The 23,891-nt window shown below is 61.4% G+C and carries 21 protein-coding genes; 3 read left to right on the top strand and 18 right to left on the bottom strand.

The window, feature by feature from the left end; all coding sequences use genetic code 11:
• Window positions 1-64 precede the first annotated feature (64 nt).
• Together P0D80_RS51920 and P0D80_RS31020 are read left to right on the top strand one after the other, a co-directional pair.
• The gene (locus P0D80_RS51920; protein ID WP_459252579.1) at window positions 65-361 is read left to right on the top strand and encodes a hypothetical protein; all 297 of its coding nucleotides are present in this window, start codon (window positions 65-67) and stop codon (window positions 359-361) included.
• Window positions 362-748: 387 nt separating this feature from the next.
• Window positions 749-1,222: a glycine zipper family protein gene (locus tag P0D80_RS31020; protein ID WP_408182169.1), complete on the top strand. Its 474-nt coding sequence runs from the start codon at window positions 749-751 to the stop codon at window positions 1,220-1,222.
• A gap of 219 nt (window positions 1,223-1,441) precedes the next feature.
• Here P0D80_RS31020 and P0D80_RS31015 read toward each other — a convergent pair whose 3' ends face one another.
• From P0D80_RS31015 to P0D80_RS30990, 6 genes are all read right to left on the bottom strand, one after another.
• Window positions 1,442-2,317, bottom strand: coding sequence for a hypothetical protein (locus P0D80_RS31015; RefSeq protein ID WP_408289598.1), 876 nt, complete (start codon window positions 2,315-2,317; stop codon window positions 1,442-1,444).
• 166 nt (window positions 2,318-2,483) lie between these two features.
• Window positions 2,484-2,741 (bottom strand): RNA-binding protein, encoded by a 258-nt coding sequence (locus P0D80_RS31010; RefSeq protein ID WP_132383151.1) that lies wholly within the window; start codon window positions 2,739-2,741, stop codon window positions 2,484-2,486.
• Window positions 2,742-2,765: 24 nt separating this feature from the next.
• The gene (gene fabI, locus P0D80_RS31005) at window positions 2,766-3,548 is read right to left on the bottom strand and encodes an enoyl-ACP reductase FabI (protein ID WP_408289595.1); all 783 of its coding nucleotides are present in this window, start codon (window positions 3,546-3,548) and stop codon (window positions 2,766-2,768) included.
• Between the two features lie 80 nt (window positions 3,549-3,628).
• Complete coding sequence (locus P0D80_RS31000) at window positions 3,629-4,816, bottom strand: acetate/propionate family kinase (RefSeq protein WP_408289592.1); 1,188 nt, start codon at window positions 4,814-4,816, stop codon at window positions 3,629-3,631.
• A gap of 4 nt (window positions 4,817-4,820) precedes the next feature.
• Window positions 4,821-5,759 (bottom strand): phosphate acetyltransferase, encoded by a 939-nt coding sequence (locus P0D80_RS30995; protein ID WP_408182161.1) that lies wholly within the window; start codon window positions 5,757-5,759, stop codon window positions 4,821-4,823.
• A gap of 36 nt (window positions 5,760-5,795) precedes the next feature.
• Window positions 5,796-8,132, bottom strand: coding sequence for a DUF3141 domain-containing protein (locus tag P0D80_RS30990; protein ID WP_408289589.1), 2,337 nt, complete (start codon window positions 8,130-8,132; stop codon window positions 5,796-5,798).
• Between the two features lie 550 nt (window positions 8,133-8,682).
• Between P0D80_RS30990 and P0D80_RS30985 the strand changes: the two genes are divergently transcribed.
• Entirely contained in the window at window positions 8,683-9,441 is a 759-nt protein-coding gene (locus P0D80_RS30985) for a transporter (protein WP_408289586.1), read from the top strand.
• A gap of 134 nt (window positions 9,442-9,575) precedes the next feature.
• Here the strand turns inward: P0D80_RS30985 and P0D80_RS30980 are convergent, their stop codons facing one another.
• The 12 genes from P0D80_RS30980 to P0D80_RS30925 all read right to left on the bottom strand — a co-directional run bounded on the left by P0D80_RS30980 (window position 9,576) and on the right by P0D80_RS30925 (window position 23,757).
• Entirely contained in the window at window positions 9,576-10,871 is a 1,296-nt protein-coding gene (locus P0D80_RS30980) for a TAXI family TRAP transporter solute-binding subunit (protein ID WP_408289657.1), read from the bottom strand.
• A 164-nt stretch (window positions 10,872-11,035) separates the two neighbouring features.
• Window positions 11,036-12,235, bottom strand: a complete 1,200-nt coding sequence (gene gltS, locus P0D80_RS30975) for a sodium/glutamate symporter (protein WP_408289583.1) — start codon at window positions 12,233-12,235, stop codon at window positions 11,036-11,038.
• 120 nt (window positions 12,236-12,355) lie between these two features.
• The gene (locus P0D80_RS30970; protein WP_408183643.1) at window positions 12,356-12,949 is read right to left on the bottom strand and encodes a PqiC family protein; all 594 of its coding nucleotides are present in this window, start codon (window positions 12,947-12,949) and stop codon (window positions 12,356-12,358) included.
• On the bottom strand, window positions 12,946-14,562 hold the full coding sequence (locus P0D80_RS30965; RefSeq protein ID WP_408183641.1) for a PqiB family protein: 1,617 nt from the start codon (window positions 14,560-14,562) through the stop codon (window positions 12,946-12,948). The genes P0D80_RS30970 and P0D80_RS30965 overlap by 4 nt, the downstream gene beginning before the upstream one ends.
• On the bottom strand, window positions 14,555-15,820 hold the full coding sequence (locus tag P0D80_RS30960) for a paraquat-inducible protein A (RefSeq protein ID WP_408289578.1): 1,266 nt from the start codon (window positions 15,818-15,820) through the stop codon (window positions 14,555-14,557). The genes P0D80_RS30965 and P0D80_RS30960 overlap by 8 nt, the downstream gene beginning before the upstream one ends.
• Window positions 15,817-17,316, bottom strand: a complete 1,500-nt coding sequence (locus P0D80_RS30955) for an efflux transporter outer membrane subunit (protein WP_408289575.1) — start codon at window positions 17,314-17,316, stop codon at window positions 15,817-15,819. The genes P0D80_RS30960 and P0D80_RS30955 overlap by 4 nt, the downstream gene beginning before the upstream one ends.
• 1 nt (window position 17,317) lies before the next feature.
• Window positions 17,318-20,545, bottom strand: coding sequence for an efflux RND transporter permease subunit (locus P0D80_RS30950; RefSeq protein ID WP_408289572.1), 3,228 nt, complete (start codon window positions 20,543-20,545; stop codon window positions 17,318-17,320).
• 13 nt (window positions 20,546-20,558) lie between these two features.
• Window positions 20,559-21,824: an efflux RND transporter periplasmic adaptor subunit gene (locus tag P0D80_RS30945; protein WP_408289569.1), complete on the bottom strand. Its 1,266-nt coding sequence runs from the start codon at window positions 21,822-21,824 to the stop codon at window positions 20,559-20,561.
• A gap of 17 nt (window positions 21,825-21,841) precedes the next feature.
• Complete coding sequence (locus P0D80_RS30940) at window positions 21,842-22,249, bottom strand: hypothetical protein (RefSeq protein WP_132383127.1); 408 nt, start codon at window positions 22,247-22,249, stop codon at window positions 21,842-21,844.
• 30 nt (window positions 22,250-22,279) lie between these two features.
• Complete coding sequence (locus P0D80_RS30935; RefSeq protein ID WP_408289565.1) at window positions 22,280-22,555, bottom strand: hypothetical protein; 276 nt, start codon at window positions 22,553-22,555, stop codon at window positions 22,280-22,282.
• Window positions 22,556-22,642: 87 nt separating this feature from the next.
• The gene (locus P0D80_RS30930) at window positions 22,643-23,218 is read right to left on the bottom strand and encodes a lipid-binding SYLF domain-containing protein (protein ID WP_408289563.1); all 576 of its coding nucleotides are present in this window, start codon (window positions 23,216-23,218) and stop codon (window positions 22,643-22,645) included.
• Between the two features lie 152 nt (window positions 23,219-23,370).
• The gene (locus tag P0D80_RS30925; protein WP_408183547.1) at window positions 23,371-23,757 is read right to left on the bottom strand and encodes a response regulator transcription factor; all 387 of its coding nucleotides are present in this window, start codon (window positions 23,755-23,757) and stop codon (window positions 23,371-23,373) included.
• Between the last annotated feature and the right edge of the window lie 134 nt (window positions 23,758-23,891).

Raw genomic sequence — 23,891 nt, 5'->3', positions numbered from 1 at the left:
CGCTGCCTGCTCTATCCGTTGATGTGAGCGGCTGCATCGGTTCCGTCGGTCATACTTTTCGTGAATGGAATTCGTCGACGAAGTCCGCGACCTAGTTGCACCGATCGATGAGACCGAGGCGATCTTCGAGACCCTCGGCGCGAAGCATATCTCGCACGTCTCCGTGCGCGGCGACCACTTTCATCTCTATCGCGGCTGTCTGAAGTGCTTCATGCAACGTCTTGAGCATTCGCGCGCCCGCCAGATCGACAACGGGCGACGCGGACAGGTAAAGATCAGGAGTCTGACCGGCTCAGCGGTGGAGCGGATCTTCAGCCAGACTATCTCGCGCACGTGTCTCGCCGGTGAAATTGACCAATGAACTGAGACGCAGCAACCACGCAATGAGGCACATGCCAGCTATCAGCACGGCCGTTAGTGCGGCGATCGAGGCCCAGCGCGGCGGATCGCCAGCCGCCATTGCAGCTTATAGGTGAGCCAGTGCGATACCAATCGGACCTTGGTCTTAGATCATCGATCTCAGAGACTGACGAGGCGCCGAACGGCAAAAATACGACCTTAGTCCGATTGCGCGCGGTATGACGGGAACGCAATGATAAAAGCCAACCTGCCGTTGTTGCACACACATCGCCCAGCGCGAGATCCCGGCAGAATTGCCATGACGGTGTCGGTTACGGGCTCGCATTCAGGTGACCGGTGACCGGTGACCGGTGACCTGCATTAGCGTGGGCTCAAGCAAGGAGCTGCCGTGAATACGTTAACGAAGTACTGCGTTTTTGCCACTTTAGCCGCATTGATATCAGTTGACGTCGCCGCGCAGGGAAAGCCAATCGCTTATCCCGCCAAGGGTCAAAGCCAGCAAAAACAGCAGCAGGACGACGGAGCATGTTATTCGTGGGCCAAGACTAACACCGGAGTCGATCCAACTGCCGTGGCCAACGCCCCGCCGCCGCCTTCTGGACCGGCAGTGGGCGGAGGCGAACGCGTTCAAGGCGCGGCGCGTGGCGCGGCAGGCGGAGCGGTGATCGGAGCCATAGCCGGTGACGCAGGAAAAGGCGCGGCGGTCGGCGCCACGGCCGGAACGATGGTCGGCGGCTCACGCGCCCGGCAAAACCGGCGCGCTGCGTCGACATCGGCGCAGTCGCAGTCGCAAGGCGCCATGGACACCTTCAACCGTGCCTACGCTGCTTGCATGGAAGGTCGTGGCTACACGATCAAGTGAGCGGCATCGTAAGGGCAACGCGACGCGCGTCCGTCATGAAGGAAAAGGCGGCCAATCAGGCCGCAAAACACGATGCGCGTATGCGTCAAAGGACAGCAGCATGAGAGACAGCAAGCTCACCATCGTGGCGACGCTCGTGGCTCTCACCAACACGGGGTTCGCACAGACGGAGCCACCCTCTGTGCCAGCTACCCGGCACGGGGCATGAGAGGCCTTCCGTCAAATCAGCAACCGCCCGGCTTCCGTCAACATGCTGCGGACCGGCAGAAGGTTGCTACGCTGAAAGCGCACCATCGCGTAGGCGCGCATCGTCTCCGGACTCGCAGGCAAACGGGCTATCCGAAACTCTATTTCTTCTGCCGGGCGGATGCCCACTTCCTCCACGATGACGTTCAACCGGTCCAGCCGGAATGTCTTCTTCAAGATGTAGAAATGCGAGTCCGGTGACGACAGCACGCCGCAAATCACATCCAGTTCTCGCTCCAGCGCTTCGGTCTTCAGGCCCAGACTCGCCAGAGCCTGATTGTTCTCTTCGATGCGCGCCTGCAGGCGCATGGCTTCCGCTGGGTTGCACGACGCTTCGCTGCCCAGCAGCGAGCGCACCCCGGCCCCCTGCCGTTCGAGCAGTGCAAGACGTGTCCTGAGCAGCGCCCGCTCCTGTTCGAGCGAACCACGCCGTGACTCGTCCGCCTCGATTTTGCTGATTCCCTCGAGCGCAAGCTGGTCGACGACCCGCAGCACGATTTCCCGCCGAAGCGCTGCTTCCGACACACCGCAAACGCGCACCTGATGATCGCTAAAGCTGACCGTCGTCTGCACGACGTCGGTCCGGATCGTTGCCCCATGTTGCGCCACGCCGAGAATGCTCTTTTCCATGATGGCCATTCCGAGCACGGCGAAGGCTTCCTCCGCCTCAGGGTGATCGCGGAAGTAGGCGCGCACTGCCTCCGAGTGGCTAAAGACCGCGCAAACATCATCAGGCGCGGCAAAAAAAGCGTGAATGTACGGATCCGTTGTCCAGGCAGCCGCGCTTGCTTCACACGCGGGGGGCACCTCTTCCGCGAGGCGCGTCAGATAATCGATCGCTTTGCGCACTGCGGGCGCCATACGTGCCTCGTAGTCACGCGCGAGACGCAATTGCGGACTGAGCTTGACGATCCGATCAACGATTTCCTTCGTCTGCTGGACATCGCCTTCTTCAGGTGTGCGTTTTCCGGTCAACAACCACGACAGCAGACCCATGTTCCGCTCCAGCCGATATCTATGATTCGTCACGCTCAGGAAGAAGCAGCGCGGTGATCGTGCGGTTCTTCCAGTACATGTTGTGGACACGCGTCTGCAGTTTTCGCAGGCCGTCGGCAGTCACATCGTTGAAGATCACCAACGCCGCCGGCCGCGAGCCCGCACCGGCTATACGGCGGATCTCACTGCACTGAGGAAATCCGTACCTTATCAAGAACTCGCTGATTTCCTCATCAGAGACGGTTTCTTCCACATTTCCAAGCAGCAGTTCAGCCATGATGGTCGCTCCTTGCCAGTTGCCCTAGGCCATGATGTTCAGTCCGCCGTCGATATACAACGTGGAGCCGGAGAGCCGTCGCGCATACGGCGTGGCCAGAAACGCGCAGGTGTAGCCCACGTCCATGATGTCGACCACTTCGCCCAGCGGCGCACGATGTACGGCCTCGTTGAGCAGCAACTCGAAATCCTTCAGGCCCGAAGCTGCGCGTGTCTTGAGCGGACCGGGAGAAATGGTATGCACCCGTATGCCCTTTGGCCCCAGCTCAAATGCCAGATATCGCGTACAGGCTTCGAGGGCCGCCTTGACCGGCCCCATCACGCTGTAGTTCGGCACGACTTTGTTCGCGCCGTAGTAGCTCATGGTCAGCATGGTTCCGCCGTCTTTCATTAACGGCGCTGCAAGGCGCGCCATGCGTACGAACGAATGGCAGGAAATGTCCATTGCGCTCAGGAAACCATCGCGCGAGGACTGCAGCAGTCCGCCATGCAAGTCCTTTTGCGGCGCCCATGCAACGGCGTGAACGAGGATATCCAGATTCCCCCACACCTTGTCGACCTGCTCGAAGACGGCCTCCAGTTCGCCGTCATGCGTCACGTCGAGCGGCATGAAAATCTCTGCGTTGAGCGCCTGTGCAAGCGGTTCCACGTAAGGCCTGGCCTTATCGTTCGCGTAGGTGAGCGCAAGACTGGCCCCGAGCTCATGAAATGCCTTTGCACAACCGTACGCAATCGAATGCTCGTTGGCGACGCCAGTGACCAGCGCTCTCGCCTCCTTCAGGATCAACCGCGGTTGTTCGATCGGCATGGTGGAACTCCTTCATAGAAAGCCTGCGATGGACAATGTTCGCGATGCTTGCGCGGGTTCCCGTGGTCCGCCGGTTAGCTTTACAACGCCGAAGCACCGGTAACAGACTGCGTATGCCGGGCGATCATGAGTTCCTCGTTGGTTGGAATGACCCACACCGATACCTTGCTCGAAGGACGGCTGATCAACGGGCCGCCGGCCTGATTGGCCGCGTCGTCCAGTTCGGCTCCTAGCCAGGCCGCGTCACGCACCACCCGTTCGCGAATCGCCGCCGCGTGCTCGCCGACGCCGGCCGTGAACACAAGGCCGTCGATACCCTGCATAGCTGCGGCAAGACTGCCGAGTTCGCGCCCAATCCGGTACGTGTAGACGTCGAGCGCAAAGCGCGCATGCGGATCGGTGCTCGCCAACAACGTGCGCATGTCGCTCGACACCCCCGACATGCCGAGCAGACCTGAGCGCTTGTATATCAGGTCTGCGATTTCCTGCGAATCCATCTTCAGTTCGTCGAGCAGATACAGGATGACGCCAGGGTCGAGGCTTCCGCAACGCGTGCCCATGGGCAGCCCATCCACGGCCGTGAATCCCATCGTGCTGGCAACGCTCTTTCCCGCGACCATTGCGCACATGCTGGCACCGTTGCCGAGATGCGCCACGACGATACGCCCGCCCGCAGCGGCCGGCGCGACCTCCGGCAGCACGCTGGCGATGTATTCGTACGATAGCCCGTGAAAACCGTACCGGCGCACGCCCCGCTCCGCAATCGACGCAGGCAGTGCGTATGCCTTCGAGGTTTCCGTCTGCGTGTTGTGAAACATGGTGTCGAAGCAGGCAACTTGCGGAATCTCGGGGCGCAATTGCGCGATGATCCGAATCGGTTTGAGGTTATGCGTCTGATGCAGCGGTGCAAGCGGGCTGAGGCATTCCAGTTCGTCGATCACGTCGGGCGTCGCCATGACCGCCCTGGAGAACCGCTGGCCGCCGTGCACGACCCGATGACCGACCGCAATCAGGCGATGCCCCTCGCCATGGCTGCGCAGAAAACCTGCGAGGTACTCGATTGCGCCAAGATGACCCAGTTGGTAGTCGGTGCCCCATTCCTCGGTATCCACGTCGCCATCCCGCCCCGTCGAGCGAAAGCGAGGGTTCGTGTACAGCGCTTCGACCTGACCGTGCAGGACCAGGTCGAGGCGAGGCGTTTGCGCGTCGAATGCACTGAACTTCAGGCTGGACGAGCCCGCATTCAAGACCAGGATCACATCGGCCATATCGTCACCCGATTACCTTGCCGGCCTCGCGCCGCGCTTTCGCCACCAGCGCGGCAACCGCACACGACGCGAGACGCGTGGTGACGGAGTCGGCGCGGCTGGTCAGAATGATCGGTACGCGCGCACCGAGAACGATGCCCGCCGCATCTGCTCCAGCAAGAAAGGACAGGCTTTTCGCGAGCATATTGCCGGACTCGAGGTCCGGCACCATTAGCACGTTGGCCCGGCCGGCGACCGGCGAATCGATCTGCTTGATTCGCATGGCTTCGACATTGATCGCGTTATCGAGCGCGAGCGGGCCGTCGACCAGCGCGCCGGTAATCTGGCGCCGGTCCACCATTTTGCAAAGCGCCGCCGCTTCGATCGTCGACGGGATTTTTGGATTGACCGATTCGGTTGCGGACAGGATCGCTACACGCACCTCGTCAAACAGCAACGCGTGTCCAAGATCGATTGCGTTCTGCAGAATATCGACCTTCTCCTCCAGCGTCGGCGCGATATTGATAGCGGCGTCGGTGATGATCAGCGCATGTTCGTACTCCGGTACGTCCATGACGAAACAGTGACTGATGCGTCGCGCGCTGCGCATGCCGGCATCGCGCCGGATCACCTCCGCCATCAACTCGTCTGTGTGCAGACTGCCTTTCATCAATGCCTCTGCCTTGCCTTCCCGCACGAGTTGCACCGCTGCGGCGGCCGCGGCATGGCTATGCGGCGCATCGACGATTGTAAATTCGGATATCTTGATGCCATGCTCCTCGGCAAGCGACTCGATACGCGCGCGCGGTCCGACCAGCAGCGGCGCTATCAAGCCCATTCCGGCCGCCTCCACCGCGCCTGCGAGCGAGCTGTGGTCGCACGGATGCACCACTGCGGTCGGCAGTGGCGGCAAGTTCCTGCAGTACTCGATCAGGCGCTCATACTTCGCATGTCTGGGTTCCATCGACGTTCCCCTCGTGGTTCTGCATTGCAACACGGGTCATGTGCGAACCCGGTCGGGCACGGACCCCTGACGCTTGCGAGCGACACGCGATACGAGCACGGCGCGGATGTGTTCGAGCGCCGCCAGTTGTTCGTCGTCGGGCGCCGAATTCAACACGCGTTCGTCCGCCATGAGCTTCCCAAGCAGTTCCAGGAAGCGCTCACGGTCCTCGACGCGGGTGAGCAACGTCGGCAGTGTCGTAATGGCCGCTTCGGGTTCGTAACGCGCGATGATCTCCTGGACACCTCGTATGCGCCGCCATTGGTCGGCACTGATGTCCGGCAGATAGTCCGCATAGATTTCAGCCAGTTCCTTGCGCATCTCCAGTCGCGCGAGCGGCAAAGACGCACCCTTGCGTGCGAGAAGGAACGCCGCGCGCGCCAGTGCCTCCGTGTAGCCGCCTTCGTTGATCGACTGCAACGCTGCCTGCACGAACGGCGTGTCGCGAGGACCGGTTGTGAGCGTTTCCACATTGGCGCCGTCGGGTGAACGATCGGCAAGAAACATTGCATACATGTTCGCGTAGATGCCGAAGAATCCGGCCTCGGTCGCCGCATCGCGCATCGCACGGTAGTAGTCGAGCGATGCGCCGATGATTTCCGATCCGGTCTCTTCAAGCTTGCGCCAAGGGTTGTCCGCGGCGGCCGGTTGGCGACTCTCTCTGACCGCCTGCGCGGCCGGATGCAACCATCCGAGCCAGGGATTCATTCCAGACAACGCCCAGCGCTGAAGCCGCAGTGGATGAAACTCGCGCAACATGCGGGCGCTCGTCTCGTTGGACATCGCCTGCACCACGGGTTGCCCGACAAGTTCGTAGACTCGCTGATTCAACTCCGACAGCGCGGCCACCGCCTCGAACGGCTTTTCGTCCACGCGCCCGAATCGGTTGAAATGCGCGGAGATGTCCTCGAGCCGGCATTCACGGAATTCGACTTCGTATTCCGTCTCCCCGGACCCGCCTTTGACTTCGTTGATCGACATGCCGTAGAGGCCCGGCGGAAACGTTTCGATCGTCTCCAGCACGGAAACGATCTGCTTATGCTCTTTCTTTGCGACCCTTCCGGAGACGAAGATGCCGAGATGGCCAATATCCTCATGCATCAGGCCAACGATCACCTGCCCTCGCGACTTGATCTCTTCCGTGCTTCTGTAGAGGTCCACGACCCAGTTGAACGCTTGTTGAGGGGGCGTGATGTTATCGCCCATCGAAGCGAACAGCACGATCGGCGAACGGATCTTGCGCAGATCGAACGGCTCGCCGTGACCGCTGCTTACTCCCCCCGACCAGAGCTTGTTGCCGACGAACAGATTGCGCGTGATCCACTCGATCTCCTCGCGATTCATCAGGTAATAGCTTCCCCACCAACGCTCGAATTCCAGAAAACGCGCCGGCTCGGTATCGATATTCGCGAACAGGTGGTAATACTTTTCCCAGAACGTGTTGGCTGGGTTCAGATTCTCGAAGTTCTGCACCAGATGGGCCCCGTCGAATTTGCCGTTGCCCAGATCCGCCGCATACGATGCGAGCCACGAGCCCCCGAGAAGGCCGCCGGCGTAGCGCATCGGATTGTCGCCCTCGCCTTCGCTCCAGGCGCCGCTCCAGTACGACATCGGTGCACCGTTGATGACGATGGGACCGGTCTCGTCCGGATCGGAACTCGCAAGCATCATTGCCGCCCAGCCTCCCTGGCAGTTACCGATGACCGCCGGCTTTGGACTCTCCGGATGCAGCGAGCGAACCTTTCTTACGAACTGCTGCTCGGCGCTGCAAACGTCGAGCATCGTCTGGCCGGGCTCGGGATCGCGAAAGAACACCACGAAAAAAACAGGGTGTCCCGCGCGAAGCGCGACGCCAGCCTGCGAGTCGTCCTTGAAACCGCCGATGCCGGGACCGTGTCCGGCACGTGGATCAATGATCAAATAGGGACGCTTCTTTACGTCGATATCCACGCCTGCGGGCGGACGAAGTTGCAGCAACGCATAGTTGACCGGTCGCTTGAACTTGCGACCGTCGAGCACGATGTCATACTCGAAATGCAGCACCAGCGTCGGACTACCGGCACTTCGTTCGACGAACTCGGTTCCGCGCTGGTATAGCGTGTCCCAGAAGAGAAGCGAGCGCTGCGCGACGTCGGTGACGTATTGCCACGTATGCAGTGGATCAAATGACGCCGGAATAGCACCCTGCGAGCGAGTGTCATCCTGATCGCGGGCAAGCGCATCGCCTAGTCGTTCACTCAAATTCTCCTGCGCGACCTGGGTACGCCTTTGCAGCACGCGGGAGATTTTCGCGGCAATGTCCTGACTGCGGGACAACTGCGTTCTTGCGTCCATTCGGCGACTCCTGAAAGGTGCACGAGGCGAGCGTAGCCCCGTGGCAACGAGCGCGCGGTTCGCGGGCTCTTTTCGCGCCGCCGCCAACATGCTTCCCCGACAGTCGGGTGGTGCGCTTTTTCGCGCACGCAAACTGGTTTTGGCGCAACGGCGGAGCAGTCGCCGCAGCCTTTGCCGCAATGCCACATGGGAGCGCGATTGCATCAAGCCGCACTATCCGATTTTTATTTTCATGGTGTGGCGACTTCCGATATCTGCCAATCGGACCAAGGTCCTATTTCTCCGTCGGAGGGCGACAGGTAGGCTCGTTGCCTATGCTCTCTCATATACTTCAGGTGCGGGCGCGCGTTCATTTCCACGCGTGATCGCGAGCCTAGGGTCGACAATGAGACGTCGTCCATGCCGTTGGGCGCCAATCCAATACAGCGCACTCGGACTTCTGTTTTCAGTCACCACCACGTGCGCTCAGGAACTCGAACCACGCACCTATTCTCCGTCGCCCATCGGCACCCACTTCCTGATCGCAAACTGGGCCTATCTTTCAGGCGACGTGCTGACCGATTCTTCGTTACCGATCTCAGGCGTGCAGGCTCGGTTCAACATCTACTCGCTTGGTTATGTCTCGACTTTTAGCCTCGTGGGGCACACCGCATCGTTCGGAATCGCGGCGCCCTTTGCGCGCGGCAATGTCAGTGGAAATGTGATCGATGCACCGACGCAAGTGCATCGCGCCGGCCTTGGCGACATCCGGCTGCGCTTCGCCTTCAATCTTTTCGGTAATCCGCCTTTGCCCGTCGAGGCGTTCATCAGGCCGCAGTCGACCACTTCGGTCGGCACGAGCCTCACGATAGTCGTGCCTAGCGGCCAATACGTCGGCTCCCGGCTCGTGAATGTCGGGGCGAACCGGTACTCGTTCAAACCTGAAATCGGGGTATCTCAGCCTCTGGGCGACTGGTTCGTCGATGGATCCGCGGGGGTGTGGTTCTTCACGAGCAACAATAACTTCTTCGGCGGCAATCAGCGCTCTCAAGCCCCCTTGATGGCGTTCCAATTGCACAGCGGCTATACCTTCCGACCCGGACTCTGGATCGCAGCCGACCTCGGATACGCCGCTGGAGGCAGAACGTCGGTCAACGATGTGCCGGGTGAGGATCGCCAGGCCAACGTGCGGTACGGTGTCACCTTTTCCTTGCCGATCGCCCGAGGCTGGTCGACGAAGCTCGCGTATTCGCACGGTCTTGTCACGCGCGCCGGGGGCAATTTCACATCCGTCGCCTTGACGCTGCAGTACCGCTGGTTCGACCGCTGAAGAGGCCGCGGCGCCTGCGAGTGCAACACGGTCTTGCCAATGGCACGTCGCGCCGTTTGTCTTCGGCCAGGTACGAGAGGACTCCGCGGCATTGCCGGGTAGACACCGAGTGCCTGCTATTGGCAAGTTTGCCATTACTTGATGTTTCCTGCGATTCGGGAAATCCGATCCCTGACGACACTGATCGCCTGTTTGAGCGCGTACACATCCTGAAAATAGCGCTGCGGTATCCGTATCTGACTGGCGTGTGCATCGATGTCCTCGATTTCATCGCGCCATTGCGTAATCTGGTCCCGGGTCGGTTGCCTGTTTTTCCATATTTCATCTTCCAGCGATTTGATTTCGCGGTACCAAACCGCGAGCCGTCTCTTGATCCGCCCCTCCACCATGCGCGGCAACGCCTGTAGCAAGCCGAGCATTACGGCTATGAACGGTACCAGGATCAGCAGACGCCTTTCGACAAAGCTGGCCAGCCAGAACGGAAGGTAGCGCTGCAGGAACGGACGACCGGATTTGAAGTAGCGCGTGCTTTCGTCCGAAATGGGAAATTCGTCGGTGTTCAGGTTGGGAAACGCGCCGTGCGGCGTAAAGTAATCTTCGGCGCCGTGCACGGTTCTGGCCGCGTCTAGCAGCAGGTAGACCAGTGCGGGATGCATGGTGTCTTTCGACACGAGCAGAGCGGTGGCGGCTAGCAGGGTGACGTCAGCTTGCGGAAGGTCATCCACTATGCTGATCGAGGCGCGGGAAAAAACGATCTTGGAGAGAGACGGGAATTTTTGCACCAGAGCGTCGGCCTGGGCAAAACCCATCAGTTTCAGATTGCTGTTGAGTAGCGTGTGCTGCATCGGAGCGTCGGGCCTGCCTATAAAAAAAGCAGCATCCAGCTTGCCGTCTTCAAGGCCTTGATATGCCGTGACGGCATCCATTTGCATCAGCGAAGTATTGTCCCGAGTGACGCCGCTATAGGAGAGCAATACCTGGGCGACATTGAGCAGCCCGCTGCCGGAGACGCCGATGGCGATCCTTTTGCCGCGCAGTTGCACGAGCCGGTTGACGGTGATGTCGCCACGATAGAACACCCAGATCGGTTCATATGAGACGGCAGCGATGGTCTGCAGATGATCGGTTTCTTTCGGGCTGGTGGTGCCTGATTGAATAAAACCCACCTCGTATTCGCTATCCGGATTCTTCAGCCGTTCATAGTTTTCGACCGAACCGGAAGAACTGCGGATAACCAGAGTAATGCCGTCGCGTTTCAGGATGGGCGCGTAGCGATCCGCAAAACCGCGATAGATACCGTTGTCCGCCCCGGTTGTAATGACGATCGTGCGTTGGATGGCGGGCTTGATGAGCGTCGCAAGCGCCCAACCCAGCGCGGCCAGCAGCAAGATTGCGCCAATGAACAGAAGCCGCCGGCGCCCGCGTGTTATGGGGGCTTTGCTGCTACGCTGAAGCACTGGGTTGTGCCTGGTCATTATTCGGCATCTCCCGTCTGGCCTGTTCCGCGCGAAGTGGACTCGGCGAGCCTCTGTGCGGCACCGTTGCCGGCAGTCGCGAATGACCCGCGGAGTTTGTCACCTGCAGGTGTCCGCCGTCAGCCATAGAGCGGCAGCAACAAAAACAACTTGATGACGATCGCATTCGCGATGTCGATAAAAAACGCCCCCACCATAGGCACGACCAGAAAGGCCAGATGGGAAGGACCGAACTGTCCTGTGATCGCCTGCATGTTGGCTATCGCGGTCGGTGTTGCCCCGAGGCCGAATCCACAGTGACCGGCTGCGAGCACTGCCGCGTCATAGTTGCGCCCCATCACCCGAAACGTGACGAAAATGGCGTAAGCCGCCATCGCGATCGCCTGCACCACCAGAATAACGAACAGCGGCAAAGCGAGCGATGCGAGATCCCCCAACCGCAGGCTCATCAACGCTATAGCAAGAAAGAGACCGAGGCTAACGTTGCCGAGTACCGACACCGCGTCCTCGAACACGCGATACCAGCCGCGCACCGCGAGCCCGTTGCGCAGTACGACACCGACGAACAGGACGCACACGAACGCCGGCAACTCGAAAGCCGTACCGTTCAGCAATAACGCGATCGCCGAACCCACGGCAAGACAAACCGCAATCAGCGCGACGGTTTCGATGACGGCCTCCGCGGTGATCGGCCGTACCGTATTGGGCTCCTCGAAACCGGTCGAGGTTGCACCGTCCGTCTCCGGATTCGGGGCGAGCTGATAGCGGGTGATCAGAAAGCGCGCGACCGGCCCGCCGATCAATCCCCCGAGTATCAGACCGAAGGTGGCACAGGCAATCGCAATTTCGGTCGCCGATGCGAGGCCGTGGCGCTCGGCAAACACCTTGGCCCACGCCGCACCCGTGCCGTGGCCACCCGATAGCGTGATGGACGCCCCAAGCAGGCCGAGCAAGCGCTCCTGGCCCAGTGCCCAGGCGAGTCCGATACCGAGCGCATCCTGCATCACGAGCAGGCCGACCACGACACCCAGAAAGGCCATCAGCGAGCGCCCGCCCGCTTTCAGTCGCGCGAGGTCTGCATTCAGGCCGATGGTGGCGAAGAACGTCAGCATCAGCGGCACTTGAAGCGTGGTATCGAAACGGACGTCGATCTGCAGGGCGCGGTTCAACGCAAACACCAGCAGCGATACAAGCAGGCCGCCGACAACCGGTTCGGGGATGCTGTACGTACGCAGAAGTCTGACCCGGGCAAGAATCTGTCGTCCAAGGAGAAGAACGAGCGACGCGGCCATCAGCACTTCCAGCGTATCGAGGCTCACGGTCTTCTTCTCCAGTCCAGCGATCGATCAGTGACCCCGGAAACGGGGTATCCTGGTTTCAGCCGACGCGAACCTCGGCGACATATGACCGCTTATAGACGTCCGTTCTCCGTTCCGGCGTCAGTCGACGGTCGTCGGCGGACGGATGCCGGCCGCGATCGCGCGGCTCACGGTGGCAAGCGCCTTGCTCCAGGCCACCACCGCCGCTTCGTAGCCCGCGCCCGCGCAGGGCTCGCTCGCGATGGTCCGGCCGGTGATCGGCGGCGCTTTACCGGGTGGCAACACCGACCACAAGACATCGACAGTCACGGCATCGCCGAGCAAGGCGTCGAAGCGCTGGACGTCGATCCGCACTCGCCAGGCCGCCGCCACGTCGCCGCCGATCGGCAAAGTCGACACGCGAGGGCTGTTCAGCAGCTGCGAGAGATCGGCGACGAACACGCGCGGAATCTGGCTCTTCAGCGGCTCAGCCCAGCGGGCGAATTCGTCGATCGTCACATGGTTCGTGCCGGCGCGAACAACGATCTGCGGCCGGTCGACGAGTTCGGGCACGGTGACCGCGCCGATCACGACGATCATGGGCGGCCCATGATTGACGCTTTCGCGCGGCGCCTCCGCACTCAACGTGTAGAAGTCCGACTTGGGCGAGCCGGCACAACCGGCGAGCACGACCGTGGTCAGCGCAACGGCAAGGCATAGCGATAGGCGCTTCACTTTTTATCCTCCACCTTGCCGCGGATGAGTGCCTCCGGATGGCGTTCGAGGTAGTCCGCCAGCGTGCGGAAAGCGGCCGCTGTGCGCGCCAGTTCGTTCATGGCGTCCGTCGTGTTCTGCGCCAGTGGGGAATCGGGCTGTAGCGTGCTGTTCGCGGAATTTAGCGCCGTCTGTGCAGCGGCGAGCGTGTCCCGTGCCTGCGGCACCACGTCGGTCCGAAACTGCTTGAGAAGGGTATCGGCATCGGCTAGCGTCTTTTGCGCACCCTTCCCGATCCCACCGAATGGAATCTGGTTCAGCTTGGCGAGCAGACTCGTCACCGAATTCTGCATGGACTGCAGGCCGCCAGGTATGGTTGGTATCTCGGGCGGCGTGACGGTCCAATCGACCTTCGCCTTCGGCGCGTTCGGGAAAAAGTCGAGTGCAATATAGAGTTGCCCGGTCAGCAGGTTTCCGGTACGCAATTGCGCACGTAAGCCATGGTCGACCAGCGTTTGCGCAAGTCGCTGAGGGTCGTCGGTGATCCTTCCTTTCCCTCCCTTCATATAGCGCGACGTGAAGCGCTCTGGAAAGAGACGTATCTCGACCGGGATGCTGAACTGTTTGGTAACGGGATCAAACCGCGTATTGATCGCCGCGACTTCGCCGACCACGATACCGAAAAAATCGACCGGTGCGCCAACCACCAGCCCTCGCACCGACTCCCTGAAAACCAGCGCATAGGTATCGACGATCCGATCGTGCTGCTTCATCGCCTCCGAGCGATCGTGGTACAGCGCGAACTGCGCGTCCGGGGCGGCTTCGGCTCCATCGGCCGTTTGGTCCGGCGTCTGGAATGCGAGTCCGCCGATCAGGATGGCCACCAGCGATTCGGTGTTGACCTTGACGCCCGTCGTATCGAGCGACACGTCGATCCCGCTCGCCTGCCAGAAGCGCGTATCGGACTTCACGTATTTCTCGTAAGGGGCGTTGACGAAGACACGCATCGTCACGCCCTTCCCGTCCGGGTCCAACTGGTACGAAACGATCTGGCCGACCTGCAGCCGCCGGTAGAAGATGGGCGAACCGACATCGAGCGAGCCCATGTCAGCGCCTTTCAGTACAAACTCTCGGCCCGGCACGCCGATAGCGAACACGGGCGGTGACTCCAGGCCCGTGTAATCGCGCCTCGACTTCGTCGATGTGCCCACGTCCATGCCGACGAACGAGCCCGACAGCAGCGTGCCGATGCCGGATACGGTGCCGCCGGAAATGCGTGGACGCACGACCCAGAACCGCGTGTCGTCCACCAGCAGGTTGGTGGCATCTTTGGACAGTTCGGCCGTGGCGACCACGCGGCGGTGATCGCCCGACAGCGTGACACTCTTGACCACACCGATGTCGACGTTCTTGAACTTGATCTTGGTCTTGCCCGCTTCGAGCCCCTCGCCGGTCTCGAAGCTGATCGTCACCGCCGGGCCCTGCTCCATGATCGCCTTCACCGCCAGCCATCCGCCGATGAGCACTGCGATCAGCGGCACCAGCCACACGATCTGCATCCGCCAGCGCGAGCGCGGAGTGGCAATAGCTTCAGGAACGTCAGGCGACCCCGGTTGACCGGGAGGTTTAGCCATGATCGTGCTCCGTTGCGTCCCAGATCAGGCGCGGATCGAATGACATGGCGGCGAACATCGTCAGCACGACTACCGCGCCGAAAGCCACGGCGGCCGGACCTGCCTGGATGGTCGCGAGTGCATTGAACTGGACGAGTGCGACGAGAATCGTGATCACATAGATATCGAGCATCGACCAGCGCCCGACCAGTTCCACCACGCGGTAGACGCGCGTCCTCTGCTGCAGCATCGCAAGCGAGCGCCGCTGCGTCGAGATAACGAGGAACATGATCGCGATGATCTTGAGCATCGGGACGGCGATGCTCGCAATGAACACGATGATGGCTAAAGGCCAGGAGCCGGATGTCCAGAGGTACACCACGCCGCTCAGAATCGTGTCTTTCGCCGAGCCGAACAGCGAACTGGTGTTCATCACGGGCAGCATGTTCGCCGGGATGTACAGCACCATCGCCGCGATCAGGAACGCCCACGTGCGCGCGAAACTCGCCGGTTTGCGTTCGTGAAGATGCGCGCCGCAGCGCGGACAGCTCGCGTCGTGGACGTGTGGCGCCGCTTTTGTCAGCAACCCGCAATCGTGGCAGGTCATCAGCCCGCTGGCCATTGCCGTGCCTGCGGCCGGTTCGGCGAGTTCTTCCGGGCCGGGTGCGGCGCGATAGTGGCCGCCTATTCGCTGCCAGAGATCGTGCGGATCGAACGCAGCACTGGCCGCCGCGAGTATCAGCATCAACGCACCGAACGTCCAGAGCGCGACGCCCGGCACGACGCTGGCGATATGCGCCAGTTTGACCAGCGCGACCAGCATCCCGAGAATCAGCACCTCCGTCATGCCCCACGGCCGCGCCAGATGCAGCACGCGAAACACGATGTCGGGCCGGTATGGCAGGCGCCGACGCCACAGCGGAAACAGCAGATACGCCATCGCGGACATCTGCATGAGCGGCATGAGGAATGTCGTCACGAACACCAGCCCCGCGATGGGCCACATGCCGTCCCTGTACAGCACGCGCACCGCGCCCAGCAAGGTGGTCTCGACAAGATCGCCATTCACCGACAGACCGACGATCGGAAACGCATTGCCGATCACGAACAGCACGATCGCCGTGACTGTGAAAGCGAGCGCACGATCGAGACTGTCCGGATGGTTACGGTACAGCTCCGCACCGCAACGGCAGCAGCGCAGCACGCTCTCGCCCGTCAACGGCGCTTCCCGTTGCAGCAGGTCGCATTCGTGGCAGGCAATGAGGCGCTCGGCGGTCATTGCGCTTGCTCCGTAGTGGGCTGCCCGGTCGTGGGCGCAGCGGGCCCGTGCTGCATGACCTGCCCCGTCATGCGCTCGGCTTCGACAACCCAGCCACCGCCCATTGCCTTATACAAACCGATCAGCGAACTGAACACGAGTCCGTTGGTTTGCGTGTAGCTCAGTTGCGCGTTAAAGAGGCTACGCTCGGCATCGAGTACCTCGATGTAGCTCGTATAGCCGCCTTCATAGCGCAAGCGCGCAAGCCGTGAATAGGTTCGCAGCGCTTCGACCTGACGGCCCTGCACAACGAGTTGCTCGCGCGACTTCTGCAGTGCGATCAGTGAGTCGTCGACTTCCTGGAAGGCCACCTGGATCGACTGCTGGTACTGGAACAGCGCCTGTTGCTGTTGCGCTTCCGCCTGGCTCACCTGGCCGCTAATGCTGCCCGCGGTAAAGATCGGCACGGTCAGCGAGCCTGCGTACGACCAGATCCGTGCCGGCCCGGTGAATAGCTTCGAGAACTGGCCGCTCGCCGTTCCGAACAGGCCCGTCAGTGAAATGGACGGAAAGTAAAGCGCGCGCGCGGCGCCGATCAATGCGTTCGCGGCGATAAGGTTCTGCTCGGCCTGACGCAGATCGGGACGGCGCTGAAGCAGATCGGAAGGCAGGCCTGCCGGCACCGGTGGCACCTCGAGCTCCGTGAGTTCACGGCCACGCAGAATCGGACCGGGATTGCGACCGAGCAACACGGACAACGCGTCTTCCTGCTGGGCGATTTGCGTCTCGATCTGCGGGATTGTCGCGAGAGAGGCTTCGTATTCCGACTCGCTCTGTGCGAGTTCCATCTGCGACACGTCGCCGCCTGCAAACCGTGCCTGAAATACTTTCACCGAGCCGGCACGGCTTTCGGTCGTTGCCTTCGCGATCGAGAGTTGCTGGTCGAGGTCGCGCAAATTGATGTACGACGACGCCACCGACGCCACCAGCGACAGGATCGTTGCGCGCCGGCCTTCTTCAGTTGCCAGCAAGCTTGCTCGCGCCGACTCGGTCTGACGTCTCACCTTGCCGAAGAAATCGATCTCCCATGCGGCCGACAGCGGCGCCTGAAATTCGTTGAATACGGGGTTGACGCCGGGTGGCAGCGTCGGCAGCCCAGCAATCGATGAGCGTTGACGCGATGCTTCAAAGCCCGCGTTGACCTGCGGAAACAGGGCCGAGCGCGTCGTCACGAACTGGCCAAGAAACTGGTCGACGCGCGCCGCAGCGATTTTCACGTCCTTGTTGTCGGCCAGCGCGGCGGCAATCAGATCGTTCAGCACGGGATCCCCGAATTGCTCCCACCACATCGCGTTGGCAACTTCGGCCGCCTCGCTTGCTTCGAAGCGGAACGTCGCCGGCGTAGGCACCGTGGGTCGCACGTAGTCGGGGCCGAGCAGACAACCGCCCAGGCCGAGACTCAGCCCCGCAAGCAGCAGGGCTGGCACCAAACGCATGATGAACGCGGAGCCGCGCATGTCAGTCGTCCTCGCGCCGGGCAGAGGGTTTAGTGGTCGGAGCGCCTGAGCCAGGCGGCGCGATAGGCGGCGTGCCGTCGCCCGCTGCTCCGCCGCTCGGATCTTTCTTCTTGCTGCTCCGTTCCGACATCGTTTCAAGCACGTAGAAGAACATCGGAATGAAGAACACCGCGATCACCGTCGCGCCGAGCATGCCGCCGATCACGCCCGTGCCGATCGAATGCCGGCTGTTGGCCGACGCACCCGTTGCAATGGCAAGCGGCACGCAGCCGAGAATGAACGCGAGCGACGTCATCACGATCGGCCGCAACCGTTCGGTCGCCGCCGTGACGGCGGAGTCGTACACCGACTCGCCGCCTTCGCGGTTCAGCACCGCGAACTCGAAGATCAGGATCGCGTTCTTCGCCGCGAGTGCGACCAGCATCGTCAGGCCGATCTGGAAGTACACATCGTTTTCGAGGCCGCGCAACAGGATGGCCAGCAGCGCGCCGAAGAGCGCGAACGGCACCGCCATCAATACGCCGAACGGCAGGCTCCATTTCTCGTATTGCGCCGCGAGAATCAGGAACACCATGATGAGACCGAACACGAACACGAGGCTCGACGTGCCCCCCGCCTGCTTCGCCTCGTATGCCTCACCGCTCCAGCCGATACCGTAATCCGACGTCGTCACTTCACCCGCGACCTCTTCCAGCGTCGAGATGACCTGCCCCGAGCTGTAGCCCGGCGCGCCGTTGGCCGTGATCTTGACAGCGGGAAAGTTGTTGAAGCGCGTGATGAGATCGGGGCCCGTCACGTACTGGGAGGTCACGACAGCCTTGAGCGGCACCATGCTGTTGGTCTTGCTGCGCACGTAGATCTGGTTCAGATCCTGCGGCGTCAACCGGTACGCCGGTTCGGCCTGGAGGATGACCTGCCACAGGCGGCTCGACCGGTTGAACTGCGATACGTATAGCGAGCCGAACATGGTCTGCATCGCGCTATACACTTCCTCGACCGGAACGCCGAGCGTTTCTGACTTGTCCCGGTCGACGTTGACGAGCAATTGCTGCGACGACGCATTGAAGGTCGATGTCACGCGCGCCAGTTCGGGTCGTTTCTTTGCCTTCTCCAGAAATTTGTCCACCACGTCCGCGAGCTGCGCGATCGTGCCGTCGCCCTTGCTCTGAATCCACATTTCGGTGCCGCCCGTCGTGCCGAGCCCCGGTATCGACGGCGGATTGACCGGCAGGATGATGCCCTCCTTTATTTTCGACAGGTTCTCGTACGCGCCGATCAGCACCGCCCGTGCGTTCTGCGTGCGGATGTTGGCCCATTTGTAGCGTTCGTCGAAACTCTTGAAGCCGATGAAGAACGTACTCGCGTTGTTCTTGTTCTGGCTGTCGAGCAGGCTGTAACCATCGACGATCGTCACGCTCCCCACGGCCTCCTGCTTCATGAAGTAGTCGGTGACGTGCTGCGATACGTCGCCCGTGCGATCGAGGCTTGCTGCGTCCGGCATGATGATCGCGCCGAGCAGATAGCCCTGGTCTTCCGGCGGCAGAAACGAAGTCGGTATCGAGCGCATCATGACGACCGCGAGCGCGATCATCCCCCCAAACAGCAACAGTGCCACGACGAACCGTTTGATGACCAGCTTGACCGCACGCGTATAGCTGTTCGTCATCCTTTCGAAGTTCTTGTCGAACCACTTGAAGAAGCCGCGCTTTTCGTGATGGCCGGGCTTGAGCAGCAATGCGGCCAGCGCCGGCGACAGCGTCAGTGCAACCAGGCCCGAGAACACCACCGAGATCGCAATCGTGATCGCGAACTGCTTGTACAGCTGGCCCGTGATGCCGCCGAGGAACGCCACCGGCACGAACACCGCGCACAGCACCAGCACGATAGCAATGACCGGGCCGGAGACTTCGTCCATTGCCCGCTTGGCGGCGTCTTTTGGACTCAGCTTGTGCACGTTCATGTTGCGCTCGACGTTCTCGATCACGACAATCGCGTCGTCCACGACGATGCCGATTGCGAGCACCATGCCGAACAGCGTCAGCATGTTGATCGAGAAACCGAGCGCCAGCATCCCCATGAAGGTGCCGACAATCGATACGGGAACCGCCAGCACCGGAATCAGCGTCGCACGCAGGCTCTGCAGGAACGCGAACACGACGATCACGACCAGCACCAGCGCTTCGAAGAAGGTATGCACGACATCCGAAATGGATGCGCGGGTGAACTCGGTTGTGTCCATCGCGACGCTGTATTCGAGCCCCTCCGGAAACGTCTTCTTCATCTCGGCGAGCGTCGCGCGCACCTGTTTCGACACGTCAAGCGCGTTCGCGCCAGGCTGCTGGTACACGGCCATGACTGTCGCCGGTTTGCCCTGATAGCGGCTGCGGATCGAATAGTCCTTCTGCCCGAGCGCCGCGCGGCCGATGTCCTTCAGGCGCACGATCGCCGCGCCGCCGCTGGCCGCGCGAATGATGATGTTTTCGAACTCGGCGGGGTCGGCGAGCCGGCCCGTAGTCGTGACCGCGAACGACTGTTCAACGGGCGAGCCGGTCGGCGACTGCCCAAGGCGGCCGACAGCAAACTGCTGGTTCTGGTTGGCGACGGCTTTCTGCACGTCGCCGGCCGTGATGCCCAGTTGCGCCATGCGATCGGGCTTCAACCATATTCGCATCGCGTAGTCGGGCGTGCCGAAGATGGCCGACTGATTGGCGCCCGGAATGCGCTTTAACGCATCGAGCACGTAAATGTTGGCGTAGTTGGCGATGTAGGTCGCGTCGTAGCGCTCGCTCGGCGAATAGATCGCGATCACCATCATGAACGCCGACGACTTCTTCTGTACCTGGATGCCTTGCGCCTGCACCGATTGCGGCAACTGCGGCAACGCGAGGTTCACACGGTTTTGCACATCGACCTGCGCGAGTTCCGGGTTGGTGCCGATCTGGAAGTACGCATTGACGGTCAGGTTGCCGGTCGATGAGCTCGACGAGCTCATGTAGATCATGTTGTCCGCGCCGTTCACCTGCTGCTCGATCGGCGCGGCCACATTGTTGGCGACCACGTCGGCGCTCGCACCTGGATAGGTCGCGGAGATCGTGATCTGCGGCGGCGTGATGTCCGGGTACTGCGCGATCGGCAGATTGACCATCGCGACGGCGCCACCAAGCGTGATGACAATCGATATCACCGACGCAAAGATCGGACGGTCGATGCAGAAGTGGGACAGGTTCATATCGCTCGCCCGTTTATTTTGCCGCGACCGTACTGGATGGGCGCGCCTTCGAACCGGTGCTTCCCTCCTCTGGCGCGTCGGCTGCCGCGGCGGGTGGGGGCGATGCCACTATCTTCAGCGGAGCATCGGCGGTAACGCGGAGCGCGCCGTCGACGACGATCCGCTCGCCGGCCTTCAATCCCTGCGTGACGAACCAGTCGTCGCCATGCCATTCGCCGACTTCGACGACACGCTGATGAGCTTTCGAGTCGTTGTCGACGACCCATACAAAGTGACTCTTCGAGCCTTGCAATACCGCGCGCTGCGGCACGAGAATCGCGTTCGGGCGCACCGCACCGGCCACGCGAGCACGCACGAACTGTCCGGGCCGCAGCGTGCCTTGAGCATTCGCAAACGACGCACGAACCAGGAACGTGCCCGTTTCCGTGCTGAACGCAGGATTGGTGAAGTTAATATGGCCCTGATCGGGAAACTGGCTGCCGTCGGCCAGCAAGACAGTCACGATGAAGTCGTTATCAGCCGGAAACCGAAGGGCGCCCTTGGTGATCTCGTCGCGGTATCTGAGCAACTCGTTCTCGGAGATGCTGAAGTTCACCCACATCGGATCGAGCTGGTAGACATACGTCAGAAGGCCGGCCTGTCCGGCCGTCACATAGCTGCCGTCCTGCTGTCTCGCGAAGCTCGACAAACCGTTGAGCGGCGATTTGATGGTTGTATAGCTGAGGTTGAGCTCCGCCGTCTGCACCTGCCCCTTGGCGGCGATCACGGCCGCTTCCGCGCTCTTCTCGTTGCCGGTCGCGTCGTCCAGATCCTTCTTGCTCAAAGCGTTCTGCGCGGCGAGCGGGATCACGCGCGCGAGATTCGCCTTCGTCACATAGAGCCGCGCCTCCTGCTGCGCGAGTTGACCCTTGGCCGTCTGCAGCGCGGCCTCGAATGGTTTCGGGTCCATCAGGAAGAGCGTCTGCCCGGCATGGACCAGTTGACCCTCGGTATAGACCCGCTTATCGAGAAAGCCGTCCACGCGGGCGCGAATCTCCACTTCGCGTGAGCTCTGTGTCTGCGCGGTGAACTCGAACTCGACCGGCGTATCGTGCGGCTCGACCTGCATCACGGTCACTTCGGCCGCGCCGGCCTGCGGCGGCGGAGCCGGCTTGTGGCACGCAGCGCACAGCGCCAACGTTGCGTAGACCAGCAACCGCGCAGGCGAGCGCGCGCGCCGCCGTCGCGAATCGCGCGACGGCAGCCTGTGCAGGAAGAAATCAGGCGTTGCTTGTTTCATGAGATCACCCGTCGCGACTACATGGCGGTGCAAGCACCGAACAGCACCAAGGCGTCTTCACGGTTGACGAGCGTCACGCCGATCGTGCCGTCCACCCTGTCGAGCACGATCGTCCATGCGAAGCTGAATTCAGTTCCTTGGAGAACAATCTGACTCTCATCGGTTTGCATGAAGCGGATCGGTGCCACGCGTTGGGGACCGGTAATGGTCTTTTTCGCAAAGTCGATGCGCATGAATTGCGGTGCGCCCAAGTCCGACGGCAAGGCGCGCAAACAGGTTTCGCCTGGATCGCAGGCGTGCGCATCGATGGTGGCGCATAGCAGCGGCTTACTGCCGTCGAATTCGGCAGCGCACAACGTGGCCGAACAGAGCCCACTCAACACCGCTATAGCCGCCAGCGGAAGACGTACGCATTTTCTGTTCATGGGTCCCTCTCATGCTGCTTGCGATCTTTACTACACCGTGTACCCACGGCCAGTCATGCACGCAGCCGTCGCGCGGTGATACGTGGCCAACGGCTGGGATACCTGAGCCTCGGAAGCCTGCTGCGCGAGCACAACAAGATCGACACCCGTGGTCTGCTTCGCCCATAACCGGCAATCGGCGGTGTCGTTCTGTTGACGCTGAGGGCTTTGGCCTTTAGCCGGGTAAATGATGGGTTGCCGGGCTGCCACTGAGCATCCCAGCGCCGACATCACAAGCCCGGGTGAAACTCGCATCAGGGGTTGCATGGCGAAACGCCTCCTGGACAATCCAGTTCCGGCACCGACTCACGGCACTCCGACGCCGATGTGAGAAAGCGCCGTAAAGTCGCGGACTCATGGCTTGATCTTGGTGATCTTCTGTCCTTGCACGCCGAGGCCCGCCATCAGGCCTTCCTGGCCATAGATGAATGCGTAGACATCGGATTGCAACGTGGTCGTTGTCATCGACTTCGCCTTGCCTTCGTCGACGACAACGACACTCGGTCCCATGCCGACGGACCAGCCGTCGCTGCTGTTCAGATAACTGAGCGCCGCCGGTGTCATCAGGAACATCGCCTGATGGAAGCTCTGTGCCCCAGCCTGCAGGCCGTATGACAGTGCCGTAGCGTTGTAATAGCCCAGCACCTTGCCGTCCGGGCCGAACATCACGCCGTCTCCTCCCTGCGCTCCGACAAGAAACCCTGCCTTCAGGATGTCCGGAAACACGAGGACGGCAGTGGCCTTGGTCCCCAGTTCCCCCGCCTTTGGCGTTGTTGCAACCAGTGACCGATATGCATCACGCGCTTTCTGTTCCAGCTCAGGACGTGATGACCCGGACGTCGACGCAGACGTGGATGAGTTCATGCTCGAGCAGGCGACCGCCGCGAGCAGAACCGGAATCATTGCCATCAGGCGGACAAGCTTGAACATGATAGGACGCTCCATTCAAAAAGAGTCACTGCGTGACCGGGTCCCGGAGCGGCGTGCACCGCGCGCTTCAGGTACCGGTAGTATTGGTAGCAGATCTGTCCGATGGCAATTGAACTTTGGTCCAATACGGGGCGAATCCGCACGTGTTCAGACTACGGCGGCTGTCCTCCTTCGAGGGCCGCGCGTACGGTCCTGATGAACAGGTCATCGTTGAACGGCTTGAGAATGTAGGCGACCGCACCGCCTGCAAAGGCTTGTTCGCGCACGCTGATGTTATCGTGGGCGGTGATGAAAATGACAGGCGTGCCACTGCCTGAAAGACGCTGCTGGACCTCGAGTCCATTGAGCCCCGGCATCTGCACATCGAGAATGACGCAGGCAGGACGATATGACGGCATGGATGACAGCACGTCGAGAAAGGCGTCGCCGCTTGCGAAGGTTTCGGCAGCGATGCCGACTGAGCGCAGAAGTCTCTTGATCGCTCGGCACACCGATTCATCGTCATCGACGACGACAACGAATGATTTGAGTTTTCCCATTGCACATAGTCCGGTGTCCGGGAATGCACGGGGCAGTGCACTCCCCCAAACCATAGACTATGAGTCAGGCGCAAATGCCGATAGTGGACCTTGGTGCAATGTGGACGCCGAAAGGCCTCATGGCATCCCCGGAC

The sequence above is a fragment of the Paraburkholderia sp. RL17-373-BIF-A genome, assembly GCF_046030175.1.
Lineage (GTDB): Bacteria > Pseudomonadota > Gammaproteobacteria > Burkholderiales > Burkholderiaceae > Paraburkholderia.
Note: the sequence above shows the minus strand (reverse complement) of the source record. Positions and strands in the feature narration are given on the sequence as shown.